The sequence below is a fragment of the Mucilaginibacter dorajii genome, assembly GCF_024808255.1.
In the GTDB taxonomy this organism is placed as follows: domain Bacteria; phylum Bacteroidota; class Bacteroidia; order Sphingobacteriales; family Sphingobacteriaceae; genus Mucilaginibacter; species Mucilaginibacter dorajii.
In genome coordinates, this window is record NZ_JANTYS010000009.1 from 165844 (window position 1) to 180814 (window position 14971).

General features: G+C 42.7%; 13 protein-coding genes. 5 read left to right on the top strand and 8 right to left on the bottom strand.

Annotated elements, in window-relative coordinates; all coding sequences use genetic code 11:
- Nucleotides 1-4 precede the first annotated feature (4 nt).
- Nucleotides 5-1507 (bottom strand): RagB/SusD family nutrient uptake outer membrane protein, encoded by a 1503-nt coding sequence (locus FHS10_RS14355; RefSeq protein WP_259091659.1) that lies wholly within the window; start codon nt 1505-1507, stop codon nt 5-7.
- Between the two features lie 19 nt (nt 1508-1526).
- Nucleotides 1527-4694, bottom strand: coding sequence for a SusC/RagA family TonB-linked outer membrane protein (locus FHS10_RS14360; RefSeq protein ID WP_259091660.1), 3168 nt, complete (start codon nt 4692-4694; stop codon nt 1527-1529).
- A gap of 904 nt (nt 4695-5598) precedes the next feature.
- On the opposite strand from FHS10_RS14360, the gene FHS10_RS14365 reads away from it, so the two are divergent.
- Nucleotides 5599-6087, top strand: a complete 489-nt coding sequence (locus FHS10_RS14365) for a hypothetical protein (RefSeq protein ID WP_259091661.1) — start codon at nt 5599-5601, stop codon at nt 6085-6087.
- Nucleotides 6088-6140: 53 nt separating this feature from the next.
- Here FHS10_RS14365 and FHS10_RS14370 read toward each other — a convergent pair whose 3' ends face one another.
- The 4 genes from FHS10_RS14370 to FHS10_RS14385 all read right to left on the bottom strand — a co-directional run bounded on the left by FHS10_RS14370 (nt 6141) and on the right by FHS10_RS14385 (nt 8253).
- Nucleotides 6141-6311, bottom strand: a complete 171-nt coding sequence (locus FHS10_RS14370; protein ID WP_259091662.1) for a hypothetical protein — start codon at nt 6309-6311, stop codon at nt 6141-6143.
- A gap of 1 nt (nt 6312) precedes the next feature.
- The gene (locus FHS10_RS14375) at nt 6313-6591 is read right to left on the bottom strand and encodes a DUF3892 domain-containing protein (protein ID WP_259091663.1); all 279 of its coding nucleotides are present in this window, start codon (nt 6589-6591) and stop codon (nt 6313-6315) included.
- 921 nt (nt 6592-7512) lie between these two features.
- Nucleotides 7513-7779, bottom strand: coding sequence for a hypothetical protein (locus FHS10_RS14380; RefSeq protein ID WP_259091664.1), 267 nt, complete (start codon nt 7777-7779; stop codon nt 7513-7515).
- A gap of 96 nt (nt 7780-7875) precedes the next feature.
- Nucleotides 7876-8253 carry a response regulator gene (locus FHS10_RS14385; RefSeq protein WP_259091665.1) on the bottom strand — a complete coding sequence of 126 codons (378 nt, stop codon included), beginning with the start codon at nt 8251-8253 and terminating at the stop codon, nt 7876-7878.
- A gap of 192 nt (nt 8254-8445) precedes the next feature.
- Between FHS10_RS14385 and FHS10_RS14390 the strand changes: the two genes are divergently transcribed.
- The gene (locus FHS10_RS14390) at nt 8446-9465 is read left to right on the top strand and encodes a LacI family DNA-binding transcriptional regulator (RefSeq protein ID WP_259091666.1); all 1020 of its coding nucleotides are present in this window, start codon (nt 8446-8448) and stop codon (nt 9463-9465) included.
- 126 nt (nt 9466-9591) lie between these two features.
- On the opposite strand, the gene FHS10_RS14395 is transcribed toward FHS10_RS14390, so the two are convergent.
- Nucleotides 9592-10221 carry a nitroreductase family protein gene (locus FHS10_RS14395; protein WP_259091667.1) on the bottom strand — a complete coding sequence of 210 codons (630 nt, stop codon included), beginning with the start codon at nt 10219-10221 and terminating at the stop codon, nt 9592-9594.
- Between the two features lie 64 nt (nt 10222-10285).
- Complete coding sequence (locus FHS10_RS14400) at nt 10286-12535, bottom strand: transglycosylase domain-containing protein (RefSeq protein WP_259091668.1); 2250 nt, start codon at nt 12533-12535, stop codon at nt 10286-10288.
- Nucleotides 12536-12652: 117 nt separating this feature from the next.
- Between FHS10_RS14400 and FHS10_RS14405 the strand changes: the two genes are divergently transcribed.
- From FHS10_RS14405 to FHS10_RS14415, 3 genes are all read left to right on the top strand, one after another.
- Nucleotides 12653-13735 (top strand): Mrp/NBP35 family ATP-binding protein, encoded by a 1083-nt coding sequence (locus FHS10_RS14405; RefSeq protein WP_259091669.1) that lies wholly within the window; start codon nt 12653-12655, stop codon nt 13733-13735.
- A 111-nt stretch (nt 13736-13846) separates the two neighbouring features.
- A complete protein-coding gene (locus FHS10_RS14410; protein WP_259091670.1) occupies nt 13847-14125 on the top strand; it encodes a NifU family protein in 279 nt (92 codons plus the stop codon).
- A gap of 117 nt (nt 14126-14242) precedes the next feature.
- Complete coding sequence (locus FHS10_RS14415; RefSeq protein WP_259091671.1) at nt 14243-14869, top strand: hypothetical protein; 627 nt, start codon at nt 14243-14245, stop codon at nt 14867-14869.
- Nucleotides 14870-14971: the final 102 nt, after the last annotated feature.

Consider the following 14971-nt stretch of genomic DNA (forward strand, 5'->3'; position numbering starts at 1 on the left):
TAGTTTACAAACCATTTTGCGACCACCAGGCATTTTGTGTAAGCAATGGGTCCTGTGGCAGCAGCGTTCTTAAATCAAGCGGCCATAAATACCCCCGGTTGTTGATGCGGTTGGTTAAATATCCTTCTACAAAGTTTGGATAATTGGGGTCGTCTATCAGGCGCGACCGCACCAGGTCAAAATACCACTGCCCTTCGCCAAACAGTTCCCGCCCCCGTTCATCCATAATGGTGTACAACAGGTCGGTTGGGTCGCCCAGGGTATAAGGATCAATACCGGCACGTGCACGTACAATATTTAAGTTTTGAACCGCGGCACCATAATTTGATAAGTTATAATTGGCTTCGGCTTTTAACAGGTAAATATCTGCCAGGCGCATCAGCACCATATTATTGCTTACAAAAGGCAGGGTTTGTTGCGATGGGTTCTGATAAACCACATTGGCATATTTAACCATTAGCGCATTTGATAACAGGCCATAAAACGTGGCTTTCACCCTAACATCGGTTGAGGTGGATGTTGTATCGTACAAATTGTTCACCAGTTCGGTATTTACATTCCAGCTGGTGGTTTTACCAAAAACAAAGGGATTAGCCAAAAAGATAGCGAATATACCATCGGTACCGCTTTGGGCCTCGTTTTGATTGGGCGAGTAAAGCATGTTCATTTCAAAAATGCTTTCCTGGCTATGCCCTTTAAATATATTGCTAAAAGCAGCACCCGATTCAAGGTTATAGCCCCCGCGTTGTATCACGCTATCAGCGGCGGCGGCCGCTGGCTGATATTGCTTTTGCCACATGTAAATTTTAGCCAACAGTGCAAACGCGGTACCCCGGTTTGCCTGCACTGCCACCTTTGAAAGATCGGCATAACCATATTGCATCAGGCTTATCGCCTTTTTAGCGTCGATAACCGCCTGTGCAAAACCCTGGGCATCTGTGCTGCGGGCGATGGGTTTCGCGTTAATCGGATCGGCATAAGCTTCGGTAACAATAACCGGCTCGCCCCATACCTGGGTAATATAATAGTAGCAGTAGGCTCTTATAAAGTAAGCCTCTCCCAGCATCTGATTTTTAATTGCGGTAACATCGCCGGTAAAAGTCGAGGCCGGAATGTTGGGCACTTTACTAATGATCAAATTACACTGACTTATTACCTGGTAAAACATGGTCCAGTTTTGTAATGAGCCCGCCTGGTAAGGCACATAATTAAAGTTCCACTGATTAGAAGGCTTTAAGCTGCCATATGCTGTGTTATCATTCAGGTTTGAAAACTCGTTTGCCGTTGCATCGCCAAAAACGTAATAAGAGTGCCCGTTAACAAGCGCGCTACGCAGCAGGCCGTAAGCGCCTGCCAGGCCAGATTCGGCCGCCTTTTGCGATGTCCAGAAATTGTCTGTTGTAGGGGTATCAATTGGCCCCTCATTGATGTATTTTTTACATGAGCCAAATAAAATGCCGCTGCAAAGAAATATAAACGTGATATACCGGTTTAATAATTTTTTCATCGTATTTTTTGTTTGGGTATTAAAACTGAACATTTACGCCAAGGGTGAATTTTTTTGGGGTGGGATAAGTGGCCCCATCATAAATACCAAAAGGATTAACCTGCTCGGCATCGGGCACTGTAGCCTTTTGAAAGGTGTGCACATTCTCCAACACTGCAAAAAAGCGACACCCGGTTATTTTAAGAGCATCCAGGTAGCGCTTGGGCAGCCTGTACCCAAGGGATATATTGGTTATTTTAAAATAAGCGCCGTTTTCATTGTACTCGGTAGAGAATGGCGAAAACTGGTAGAAGTACGAGCCGTTAGGGTTTAAAGCCGGGAATTTAGCCCGGTAGCCTGCCGGATCTTTAGCTGCCGCAGCCGGGTCCCAGAAACCTACATTAGATAAGTTTGGAATACCCGAATTGGTAAAATTATAAACGCCACTTGCCCAGTTTGAAAACTGGTTGGCCTGCAGGCTGTTAATAATATCCCGTTTTAAGGTAAACGTTGTACCAATACCTAAGGACCAATTGCCATATACAAAGTTGTTATTAAAGCCGCCGGTGATAGCCGGGTTAGGATCGGCCGTAGGCAGCAAATCGCCCTGGGCATTGCCCTTATCCTCATCGGTCCATACGTCGTAATCGCCATTTACATCCTTCCATTTAGGATAGCCCGGCTTAACCGGGTAATAACCTTTAAAATAGGTTAAGGGTTGCCCTGTATAAGGATTTACCGGCACCTGCGATGCAGAGTTATAAATTCCCTGGTAAATCATCTGGTTAAGGATATACAGCGGTTTCCCCACCTGGAAAATGTAATTAATACCCGCGCCGCTGTTAGGATCAACATAGGTAGCGTAAATGGTACGGTTGCCGTTTGGCAGGCTCAGGATCTTATTGCGGTTATAGGAAAAGTTTAAATTGGTGTTCCATTGAAATTTACTGGACGATGGCAGGTTATGCGTATCTATATTTACCTCAAAACCCCTGTTGCCTACCGATAAGCCTGAGTTAGAAGTTTGCTGGGTATAACCTGTGTAAAAAGCCAGCGGGAAGGTATAATATTTATTATCCTGAACCTTGTTATAATAATCGACCGTTACATTAAGCCGACCATTGAACAGGCCAGCATCAACACCAATATCCAGTTGTTTGGTTGGCTCCCAGGTGAGGTTTTTATCGGTAACACCACTACCGGTATTATAATTTGGCGTGCCCATAGCAACACCGTTATAAAAGCCTTGTGTTAAATTATAGCTGTTGTAAGGCGCGTAAAAAGATGAAGGCTGATCGCCGTTAACACCATAACTGCCGCGTATTTTCAACAGGCTTACCCAGTTTACCTTTTTCATAAAAGCCTCTTCAGATAAAATATACCCCACGCTCACCGAAGGAAAATAACCCCATTTATGATTAGCGCCAAAACGCGATGAAGCATCGGCACGCATGGTGGCATCAAGCAGGTATTTCTCCTTAAAATCGTAATGTACCTGTGTGGCATATGATAACAACGATGATGCCTGGTAATCTGTTGATGCGGTTAAGCTTGATTGCGGCGCCCCCTGTACCACCTTGATATAATCGTTGGGGATGTTATCGCCATATATGTTGGTGCTGTTTACCACATCGCGCTGAAAGTTTTGTAATACCAACACGTTGATGTTGTGATCATTCCCTATTTTTTTACCGTAGGATAATACGTTATTTACGTTAAGTGATACATAATCGCTGGTATAATCATATGATGTGGACACGCCCTGGGCCGATAAGGTAGATGGCGAGCTGAATTGATTTTCGTTTTTGTTGGTACTGCCCGATCCTTCTGTTTTAAACAACAAGCCCGGCAATATCTGGTAATGAAGGCCGATAAACCCGGTAAAAAGATCGTTCCTATCCAGGTTACGTAATTGGGTATACTGGCCGCGATAACGGGCAATATCATCGGCATTAACGTAATAAAATGAACTGGGCTGGTTAAAGCCCGATAAGGGATTGGTGGTATGCGGGTCGTTCCCTAAACCAGGATCCCTATCCACCCTCGCGATACTGATATTTACTTCGGTACTCAATTTAGGGCTTATCTGGTAGCTGATGTTGGAGCGAAATGCATATCGTTGAAAACCTGTGCCGTAAATAACCCCGTCTTCTTTATAATTGTTAAGACTGAAGCGGTAATTGATAGCTTCGGTAGCGCCGGCGATAGACAGATCAACGTTGCGCAAATATGCTTTGCGGTAAAACAAGTTTTGCCAGTTGGTGGCATTGTTAAACGATGGATTTAAACTATCGGTTAACATTTGCGGCAATGAGTATAAGGCCGATGAGCCACCCTGCTGGGTTAAAAAATTAAGCTTCTGATTCCGCTCAAAAGAACCGGTAGCCGTTTCCTGTAAGCTTGGCTGTGCCGATACCCCGCCGTATATATTCAGCGTTACCTGGGGCTTACCTACTTTGGCTCTTTTGGTTCTTATGGTTACAACACCGTTTGCACCGCGCGATCCCCATATAGCAGTTGCGGCAGCATCCTTAGCTACCTGTATGCTTTCAATATCGTTAATGTTGATCCCTGCCAGCACGTCGGTTTGTGTATTATCGTAGCTACCCAGGTCGGTAATACTTGTAGGCACACCGTCAATGATAAACAAAGGCGTGCTTATCGCATTAGCCTCTGACAGGCTTGTAGACAGCGCCGAATTACCGCGTACAGCAAATGTATTGCGCACACCGGGGGCTCCGCTAAAGTTCTGGATGTTAACACCACTAACGCGCCCCTGCAGTGCAGTAGCAAAGCTTGGTGCCGGCAAATTCTCTATCTCTTTGCCCGATACCACAGTAATGGCCGCCGTAGTTAGCTTTTGTTTTACATCATGGTAACCTACCACTACCACATCATTCAACGAGTTTTGTGAAGGCTGAAGCGCAACGTTGAGTTCGTTTTTACCAGCCACATTTACCTCCCTGGTTTGGTACCCAATAAATGAAAAGCGCAGTACGGCATCGGCTGGCACCGAGATTTTATACCTTCCATCTGGATCGGTACTTACCCCGCCTTTGCCGCTTTTTACAAGCACCGAAACGCCGGGCAACACCTTGCCATCATCGGCACCTTTAACCACGCCCGTTACCATAACCTGCGCACCGGCCGCTCCATAGAAGAGTAAAAGCAAGCAAACAATAAAGATTTTTTTGTACTTGTTCATCATAGTGTATTGGGTTTAAATAAAAAATTCGAGTGCTACTTTGTATTGTATTGCCGGTTTAGGAATGCGTTATAGTACTACGGCCCTACAAAAACAGAACGTACATTTTGGATGGCGATCAATGCCTGATTTTCAAGCAAGTAACCTATCGGCTCCAAAACAAACGTATCGAATATTTTTTCCGGCAACCGAATTAAATACCACACAAACGTTTGTTTGCCCAATTTTATAGTGAATCTTTTGAAGGTGGCATATAAGGTGATCGGTTACCAAAATCCCGATAAGCAATAAGGGATTGCTACTTTTAATAGTACAATTGCAACGAGATAACGTGCATTTGTAAAACACCAAACAACATTTTATGCGATGATGGGTTGATAAAGCATCTTATTATGAGCGGTTTGCAAAAAGGCTTGCAATTACGGTTTTCTTTGGGGAGATTTCAGTCTCATTACATGAAAAATTTCGCTATATAACATTTTTAACGAATAGTTAATCGGCAAAAAATTGCCTTGTTTGCTAAAATCAAACGTTTGTGTGGCTTTTTATCGGATGAACAATTATAGACCCCAGAAGGAACCTTAAATTACCACCCTATTGTACTATCAAAACCTGCTTCTGTAATAAAAAACGACAATTTAATAGAAATTAAAGTACAAAAGGTAAAACCAACCCCACCGTCTGACATCAACTTCATAAAAATTCCATATTGAACCTTAACCTGTTTTGAATTGAATGCGTTTCGACTCGCCCACAATATTTACAGATATACGTTGCAAACGTTCATCTAAAATATTTATTTAAATATTGATCCTGATGTTTTCTCAAACCCACCTACCCTGTCCAAACAAAAAATTCAAACTTTTCTATACAACTTACTGTGTATATGCTATATTAGCATAGCACCATGGAAACCAGGCCTATTTCAAAGTCGCAGCAGCAGCAGCTTGCAGATATTACGCCATCAAAGGATAGCGTTTTAAAATACTACCCATGCCAGGTAGAATTAAAAGACGGCACCGTGCTTGATAATGTTTACATTGTTGATTACGACAGCTATATAAGCGGCTACGGCATAGCGCCGGCCGATGATCAGCTGGTATTTATAGAAGATGTTATGGTAATACATGACAGCCCCAACCGGCTCCCGGCCAAGCTGGCTAACAAGCTTTACAATGCCGGCGAATCGGGCATGGGGTATTGTGTTTTCAGGTTGTTGTATGATACCGGCGATACCCTTGATGTGCTCACGGGCAATGCTGTTGATTTTGTACCATCGCCCGAAGATCTCTCGGTACATCATATTGTTGATGTGCTGCCCCACGAAGGCTCGCGACAGGATTATGCCGAAGGTTTAAGCTATAGCTGGTGTCTTTATAAAGGCATTGAAAAATAAACAAAGGCCAAACCCAATCCGGATTTTGATTTCGGCACCATTTCCCGATATTGTTACAGGGTATGTTTCCCATACGGGTTACAAACTTTACCTGCACGGGTGTAATGCCGCGGTGCATGTTTCTTTTGGGGCCGGCGTTTTACCGGGTGCCTAAGGGGTTGGGCAAGCAATTGCATTACGTATAACATAGCTACCGCAAGCAGCACAATTTGCTTTAACTTCATTTTAGCATCTCGGCAGGTTTAGCAAATTATCTTTTTGAGCTTCGTCCGGTACCGTTTTAATATAAGCTTTCCCATTTTGGCGCTCAACCTTAAGCAGTGCTATTTTGGGGCCGGCGTATACGTGAAATGCCCTATCATATGATTCAATGCGTTTTATCGCATCCTCAACCGCAATGATCACTTTTGGCTGGTTTATTGATTCGTAATAGCCTATATGCGTGATCTGCTCGTGTGAACTATCCACATCGGGCTTTGCAATACAAATTACCTCGAAACTCATCAGATTTTTAATTGGTGTTAAATAGTGATAAAGTTATCATGCTATCTGTACGACGGCAATAGGTGTTTTAACGGTATTTGAAATACGTGTTTAACATTGTACCTCCAAGCTCCCGTTGCATTGTTTTGGTGCTGGCTGCCAAATATTTTCTCAAAACCAGCTCCGCTTTTTGTTCCGTCGATAAAAAATGGCTCTTTATCGATAATTCTGTTATTTTAGCGCAACCAATTGTAAGTTAGCTTCGTAAATAAAACAAACCGATTGCTAAATTTTATTTATAATAATTAATGTAATGCGCCGGGAAGCGCTATGATTTTTGTTTGACTTTTTTATTGACCCCCTTAACAATATTTTAAGCCGATGATTTTTATTATAGCCGCCATTGTTTTCTTTGTAAGCTGCCTGCTGTGCCTGGCGGCTGTACGTTTACTACCCCGCAACAAGGATAACGAAGATTAATAGAAGGGCATGGCCTAATTTTTCAGATCGCTTTCCTGAAGTATAACCCCTGTTGATTAAAAACGTATGTAACCGTTATTGTGTTATATGGAAACACAGCATATTAATCATGCTGATAGTTATGCCTATAAACTCATTAGAAAGTTTTTTTGATATACATTACCTGGTTGAAAGTAAAAATCACACTTCACGATATTAAAAAGACTAAAAGCCCAAGCCCATTGCCCATCCGTCGATAAATCCCCGCTATTCATCGATACTCGTCTTTGTTTAATATGGGTTGTTGTAGGTTTACAGTGCAAATAGGAGCGCTTGCTCCATTGTGATAAGGTTTAGATAAAAGCCTCTGAGCTGCGAGGGCGAAGAGGCTTTTTTTATACAGCAGATTTTGGCCGCCGAAACCGAAGCCTCGAACTTACTTCAATCCAAAAACGACCAGAAAATATCAGTTTATTTAAAACATTACATCCTAAACCGCAACGAAACAGACCTCCCTAAAGCCTGCGCTAATTCCGGGTCGATCATTGGGCCTTCGCCCTGTTGAATCCATACCTGGCGTTCATCTTTTTGAAGGGTAATTGTTTCGCCATTCAATAAAATTTCAAGCTCGCTGGTAGCCTTATTTATTGGCGATGTATTGATCTGATACACATGGTCGGTATCGTTATATGTAATTCTTAGTGGCAGTCCCATCTGTGTCTTCTCTCCGGGTAAATATACAAATCCCATTTTCTAAAAAGACATAAACATGGGGCCTGGCGCTTTTTAATTAACTAAACAACTAATTTACAACACATTAAAAATGATTAAATCTGTCATGACCGCTTAGGCCGCCAGTTGATGTTCTACTTTTTCTATCAGGTTATCTATATTAAAAGGCTTGTGCAACACGTCGTTTGGCGCCCCTTTTTGGCTTAAAGCATCGTCAATATTATCGTTACCAGAGCAAATGATAACCGGCAGGTTTTGTGTATCCCGGTTAAGTTTTATGAGCATACAAATATCACGACCATCCATGCCGGGTAATAAAGCGTCAAGGATCAGCAAATCAGGGCGTACGGTTTTTATATCGTTAAATATATTGTCGCCACCGTTGAGCGCTATAACTTCGTAGCCACTACCGGTAAGTATATAAGTCATTACCTCGGTCATCAGCTCGTTATCGTCAACTATTAAAATTCGTTTTGCCATGATCTTTTCCATCCTTTCATATTAAGTAATACAAAGCGCATGCCATTGATTAACTTATAGTTAAGCACACCTAAGCCAATGCTAAAACATGTAGCAAATAGCATAATATTATACTATTTTAACTGCAATTGCTCTTGATTTTTAAAGAGTAATACCCGAGTTTTAGTACATTTGAGACCGATAATAAAAGATAATCGGATCATAATGGATAATGTTAACATTAAGAAACTGGCGAAGGAGCTCAATATATCAACTTCTACTATTTCGAGGGCGTTTAACGGCAGCCATGATATTAATAAGGATACCAAGGAACGAATCCTGGCTTTTGCCAAGCAGCATAACTTTTTGCCCAATCACTACGCCAGCAACCTACGGGATAAAAAAACGAAAACCCTGGCAGTAATTATCCCCGAAATTGCCAATGATTTTTTTTCCCAGGCTATAAATGGCATTGAAGAAGTTGCCCGCAAAAAAGGATTTTATATTTTGTTGTACCGCACAGATGATGTATTTGAAAAAGAAGTGTCATTTGTAAACTACCTTAATAACGGCAAAGTCGATGGTATTATCATGTCGGTATCGGGCGAGGCTAATGACCATAATTACCTGCGCCAGCTGGAGTCAAAGAACGTGCCCGTAGTTTTTTTTGACCGCGTTTATGAGGATATTGATGCCGCCAAAGTAACCACCAATGACTATGAGAGTAGCTTTGACGCTACCGAGCATTTGTTAAAAACCGGCTGCAGGCGCATAGCCTACCTGGTGGTAAACAAAAGCATTTCTATTGGCCAGGTACGTATGCAGGGCTATATGGATGCCCTAAAAAAACATAACGTCCCTTTTGATGATGAGTTGGTAATTGATTGCAGTAACGACGAGAAAGTAAACTACAAGATACTCACCAAAGTACTACAGGAAATAAAACCCGACGGTATTTTTAGCTCGGTTGAACGTTTGGCCTTTGCCACTTATTATGTTTGTAATGACCTGGGGATCGAGATCCCGAAGAAACTGAAGATAATCAGCTTTTCGAGCCTGGGCATCGCGCCGCTTTTAAGCCCTGCCCTATCAACCATAACCCAACCAGCGTATGAAATGGGCATCAAGGCTGCCAACCTGCTGTTTGAGGCCCTGGAGCAAAAGGCCGCTCCTTCATCAAACCCCAAAAGACACGTGATATTAAAATCGAAGCTATTTATCAGGAAAAGTTCGGCGGGAGAGTAGTTTTAGTTCATGGATAATAGATCATGGTTCATAGCGGTAAAAACCGGCTACGCAAAAAAGGCGCTGAGATAACCCATCGCCTTCAAACTATAAAAGACCATGAACCATGATCTATGAACTATAAGCTTAAACATGTATAAACAACTCGCTTTTAGGGCGGCGTACTTTAATCATTTTGCTATAAACGTCGTCATCGGCACGGTGACCAACGGCCGCTATCACAGAGGTTGTTAATCCTAATTCCTTTAACCCTAAAATTTCATCGAACCGGGCTGCGTCAAAGCCTTCCATTGGGGCTGCATCAATGCCAAGCTCAGCTGCTTCTGATACCAATACGCCTAAGGCAATGTAGGTCTGCTTGTGCGACCATGCCAATTTTTGTTCGTCGGTGCGGCTGCTTAATGTGCCTAATACCATTTGCTCATAGCCTTCAAGGCTGGCGCGTTCAACACTACGGATTTGGGCAACAAGATCAATGAATTTTTTACCAAAGTCTTCGTCAAGCGCAGTCAATGATGCAAACACAAATAATGCAGACGAATCTGTAATCTGCGCCTGGTTGTAGCCGGCTTCGCGTAGTTTAATCCTGGTTTCGGAATCCTGTACAACAATCACCTTAAATGATTGCAGACCTAATGATGATGGCGCTAATTGTACCGCATTTTCCAATGCTTCTAATTGTTCGGCACTTATTTTTTTTGTTGGGTCGAATTTTTTGATGGCGGCCCTTTTTTGTAATTTATCTACTAATGACATATTTTTTTAATTGCTCAAACAAAAATACATGTTTAAACATTTAATTTAGTCATCGTATGGTAAACTATAAATTGGCTTTCGCTTTTAGCTCATCCTCTTTGTCGCTTTCCTCTTTTTTGAGCCTCCGTTTTTCTACCCTGATATCCTTACGGGTTTTGCCGGCTGTATCAATATTATCAATCTTGTTTTTATATTCCAGCTTTAGCGCCTCAATTTGCTCTTTTAATTTCTCTTTAGCGGTTTTTTCTTTCTGTTTTTCCTTTTCTTCCTGTTTCTTCTCGGTAGTATCTTTTTTACCAAACAAGCGCTGAAAAAAGTTTGGCTTCTTAGCAGGCTCGTCAATTACAGGCAGGGGGTCGTTATCATCGTTGCCGCCCTGTTTCATCAGGCTATCGGCTTTGGCGGTGTCAATAGGCGCAATGCGCTCTCTTAAGCCTTCTCTTAATCTCACGGTATAAAACCCATAAGCGCTGGTATCGCGTGGGGTAAGGCCCTTATCGGCCATTAAACGGCCAATAAGGTTGAAGTAACCGTGCAGGCCCGGGCGTAAAGTACCATCGGGCTGAAAAGCGTATAACCCGCCTTTAGGATAAGGCACAATGCTGGCCAGGTAAATACTTTCGCCAAGAGTTAATTCTGACGGTGATTTGCCAAAATAAAAGTGCGATGCTTCTGCAATACCATAAATATTACGCCCCCATTCAATAATGTTCAGGTAAACCTCCAGCATACGGTCTTTTTTCATGATGCGGTTATTCTCGATGATCCAAACAATCAGGATCTCCTCAATTTTACGGGCCAGGTTTTTATCCCGGCTCAAAAACGAGTTTTTAACCAGCTGCATAGAAATCCCGCTTGCGCCGCGTTTAAACTTTTTGGTTTTAAAATCGGTAGCCAATGATTTGCGGAACGCTTCTTCAACAAAGCCATGATTGGTTAAAAAAGAAGGGTCTTCGGCAGTCATTACCGCGTTGCGCAGGTTAGGCGCAATCTGATCAAGCGGAGTAAACTCGGGGTTATCCGGCCCAATCAGGTGCGGGGCCAACGGCTTGCCTTTTTCATACGGGGTGTATACAAATGAGTTGTTCAGCTTACCCAAATCTGTTTTACCGTATTTAATGATCCTGAAACCATCTTTATCCAGGCGCGAATCAAATTTCAAATCATCGGGCTTGCTGGAGTCCATGTAAAAATTCATGGCATACTTAAGCTTACCTGCCACCTGTATGCCATCCAATGCATCAAACATGCCCTGCGGGAACGAGTCGAAGATATCGGCAGCATTCAGCCAGTCGGTATTCATTTTAAGCTCGTAGATCTTTATCGGGCTAAGCGTGTATTTAATGAACGGCCTGGCAGTAACGTTTTTAATATGAATAACCGATGAGCTATCAATAGACACATAGTTTTGCCCAACAAATAAATTGGCATCAATAGAAGCTTTAGGGAACACGATATCACCCGGCGACAGTCCCGGATGATTGATGAGCAGGTTGCTAACCGCCCACGAACCATAAATTTTTGTTTCGCCACTACTGTGTTCAACTTTGGTTAGCCTGGTTGAGATGGTATCGGCATTAATTTTAACATGTAGTTTTTTCTGGATAATAGGCAACTCCACCTTTTTACCGTCGGCATACAATTTAACGTCGATATTTTTATCTGATGGGTGCATTTTACCGGTCAGGTGCCAGGTAGACTCGCCGTTATCTACATCAATGGTCGAGGTAAGGTTACCATCTTTAATTTGTGCCGTTTTGGCAAGCAGCTTTACCTCGCTGCTATCATCCTTAAAACTTAAAGAAAAATTATTGAGCGACAGGTTATCCGGTATTTTATACAACACCTCGTTTACCAGGTTATTGGCCAGCAGGCTCAGGTCGGCTTTGGTGGTTGATGTAGTATCGCGTTTCTTTTTAAACAGAAAATCGAAGTTTTTTACGCCCTTAATACTGGTTAGGTTGATGAATCCATCCTGTAACAACACATCCGACAGTTTGATCTCGCCAACAACCAGCGGTAATAGCTTTACACTTACTACAAAGTTTTTGATGCGCAGCAGGCTGTCGCGCTGCTCGGGCACAATGGTTACGTCAGAGAATGATACCGTGCTGGCACCGGTAAAATGGGCCGAGCCTATTTTTACATCCAAATTATAATCGCGCTTGGCTTTTGCAGTAGCTTTGACAATGGCTTTTTGAAGCAGAGCTTCCCGTTTTGAATAGGCAATATATCCACCTATTAACAGTATAATTAACAGCGGGATAAGGATAAAGGCGGCTATGCGTATATATTTAGGGTTGAGGCGCTTCATGTGTAAATTTTTCCAAAACTAAACTAATTCCTATCCCCTGCAAACGGTTGTTTCTGCAAATTGTTTCTTTACCAAGCACAAATGGACCGGCTGTTTTTGTAAATTTGCCATAATATTATGATAATCACTAAAGAACAAGTATTACAAGCATTGGGCAATGTTGAGGAGCCAGATCTGAAAAAAGACCTGGTTACACTTAACATGATCCAGGATATACATATTGATGGCAACAAGCTTAGCTTTTCGGTTATACTAACCACGCCGGCCTGCCCGCTTAAGGCGATGATTGAAAACGCCTGCCGCAATGCCATAGCTTATTTTGTAAGTAAAGATGTGGTGGTTGATATCAACATGACATCGCGCGTTACCAGCCAGAAAAACACAGGTGTACCCGGAGTTAAAAATATCATTGCCGTGGCCTCTGGGAAAGGCGGTGTGGGTAAATCAACCGTGGCGGCAAACCTTGCCCTGGGCCTTGCAAGGGCAGGTGCCAAAGTTGGTTTAATTGATGCTGATATTTACGGACCATCGGTACCTATTATGTTTGGTTTAGAGGGGGCACGCCCCCAGGCCAGCGTGGTAGATGGCAAAACCCGCATTGAGCCAATAGAAAAGTATGGTATCAAATTACTATCGATAGGCTTCTTTACCGACCCAAACCAGCCCGTGCCATGGCGCGGACCAATGGTATCAACAGCCGTAAAACAACTGTTTAATGATGCCGACTGGGGCGATTTAGATTACTTAGTTATTGACCTGCCGCCGGGCACCGGCGATATTCATATCACCGTTACGCAAACTTTCCCGGTTACGGGTGCGGTAATTGTAACCACGCCGCAAAACGTGGCTTTGGCCGATGCTAAAAAAGGGATAGGTATGTTTATGATGCCGGCCATTAATGTTCCGATATTAGGTGTGGTTGAAAACATGGCCTACTTTACGCCTGCCGAACTGCCCGAAAACAAGTATTATATTTTTGGTAAAGATGGCGGCAAAAAACTGGCAGCCCAATTGGAGGTTCCATTTTTAGGTGAGATTCCGCTGATCAAAAGCATCAGTGACTCTGGCGATGCGGGCAAGCCTGCCATTATGGAGGATGATGGTGTGATGACTGCCGCTTTCATGAATATGGCACGGCAAGTAGCGCAACAGGTAGCAATAGCGAATGCTAAAGCGTTAGCAAATGAGGCTGTTGTATAAACAACGGCTAAGCATTTTTATTTTGACATTGGCCTTATTTTAGCGGCCGATATTCAAATAGAAAATATTATAAATTATTAATAACTTTACTTTAGTTATAAATTAGTAAAAATGAGTTTATTAAGTCAGGTTGAAGCAGCATTAGATACCATTCGTCCGTATCTGGAGGCTGATGGCGGGAATGTTTCAGTTGAGGAAATCACCCCGGAGGGTGTTGTAAAATTAAAATTGTTAGGCTCATGCGGTTCGTGCCCAATGAGTATCATGACCCTTAAAGCAGGCATTGAGCAGGCTATTAAAAAGGCTGTGCCCGAAGTTACCGCTATTGAGGCCATAAACCTTACCGATATTGACGACCCCAACGCTGTGCTGCCCGAAAATTTAAGATAGTGTTAAGTATTGTTAAATACGGGCATTTTTTATCGTATTTACATATTTTTGAGCAACGTTTTGAAACCTTTTTCCGTTAGTTATGGTAATATTAGTTAGGAAAAGGGAAACCGGTATATGAAATATTTAGTTCTCATATTTTTATTATTCGCATCGGCAGCAGTATTTGCACAAAGCCATGGCGATAAACCATTGATACAGTTTTCTGGTGTTGTACACAATGCCGATAGTGCCGTTGTTATTGTGCCTTACGTTTCTATCACCAACACATCATTTCACAACCAGGTTAATTTAAGTAACTATAAAGGTTATTTTTCTTTTGTAGTTCATGAACAGGATACCCTGCGTTTTACCTGTGTAGGTTACGCCCCTGTTACCGTGGTAATTCCCTCAAACCTTTCAGGTAAGAGCTATACATTACAAGTGGGTATAAAATCGCAAATTATCAATCTGCCGGCGTTCCATGTATTTCCATGGGCTACTACAGATGAATTCAAGAAAGATTTTTTAACTATAAAATTAGCTGATGATGATTTGGAGATTGCCCGCAAAAACATCAGCAAGGCTTCACTCACAGCCATGTATAACACTTTACCAAGGGATGCACAGGAAATTCAGTCGGCAAACGCGCAAGCCATGCATACCAACATTTTAAACTCCCACTCGCTAACACCCAACCCTTTGCTTAACCCACTTGCCTGGGGAAGCCTGATCAAGCAGATCTCTGACGCGGATAGTAAGTAGGCCAGTTGCCAGTTGCCAGTTGCCAGTTGCCAGTTGCCAGTTGCCAGTTGCCAGTTGCCAGTTGCCAGTTGCCAGTTGCCAGTTGCCAGTTGCCAGTTGCCA

Bases quoted from the DNA above. Each gene is read 5' to 3' on its own strand.
- FHS10_RS14355 (WP_259091659.1), bottom strand. From the start codon at position 1,507: ATGAAAAAATTATTAAACCGGTATATCACGTTTATATTTCTTTGCAGC.
- FHS10_RS14360 (WP_259091660.1), bottom strand. From the start codon at position 4,694: ATGATGAACAAGTACAAAAAAATCTTTATTGTTTGCTTGCTTTTACTC.
- FHS10_RS14365 (WP_259091661.1), top strand. From the start codon at position 5,599: ATGGAAACCAGGCCTATTTCAAAGTCGCAGCAGCAGCAGCTTGCAGAT.
- FHS10_RS14370 (WP_259091662.1), bottom strand. From the start codon at position 6,311: ATGAAGTTAAAGCAAATTGTGCTGCTTGCGGTAGCTATGTTATACGTA.
- FHS10_RS14375 (WP_259091663.1), bottom strand. From the start codon at position 6,591: ATGAGTTTCGAGGTAATTTGTATTGCAAAGCCCGATGTGGATAGTTCA.
- FHS10_RS14380 (WP_259091664.1), bottom strand. From the start codon at position 7,779: ATGGGATTTGTATATTTACCCGGAGAGAAGACACAGATGGGACTGCCA.
- FHS10_RS14385 (WP_259091665.1), bottom strand. From the start codon at position 8,253: ATGGAAAAGATCATGGCAAAACGAATTTTAATAGTTGACGATAACGAG.
- FHS10_RS14390 (WP_259091666.1), top strand. From the start codon at position 8,446: ATGGATAATGTTAACATTAAGAAACTGGCGAAGGAGCTCAATATATCA.
- FHS10_RS14395 (WP_259091667.1), bottom strand. From the start codon at position 10,221: ATGTCATTAGTAGATAAATTACAAAAAAGGGCCGCCATCAAAAAATTC.
- FHS10_RS14400 (WP_259091668.1), bottom strand. From the start codon at position 12,535: ATGAAGCGCCTCAACCCTAAATATATACGCATAGCCGCCTTTATCCTT.
- FHS10_RS14405 (WP_259091669.1), top strand. From the start codon at position 12,653: ATGATAATCACTAAAGAACAAGTATTACAAGCATTGGGCAATGTTGAG.
- FHS10_RS14410 (WP_259091670.1), top strand. From the start codon at position 13,847: ATGAGTTTATTAAGTCAGGTTGAAGCAGCATTAGATACCATTCGTCCG.
- FHS10_RS14415 (WP_259091671.1), top strand. From the start codon at position 14,243: ATGAAATATTTAGTTCTCATATTTTTATTATTCGCATCGGCAGCAGTA.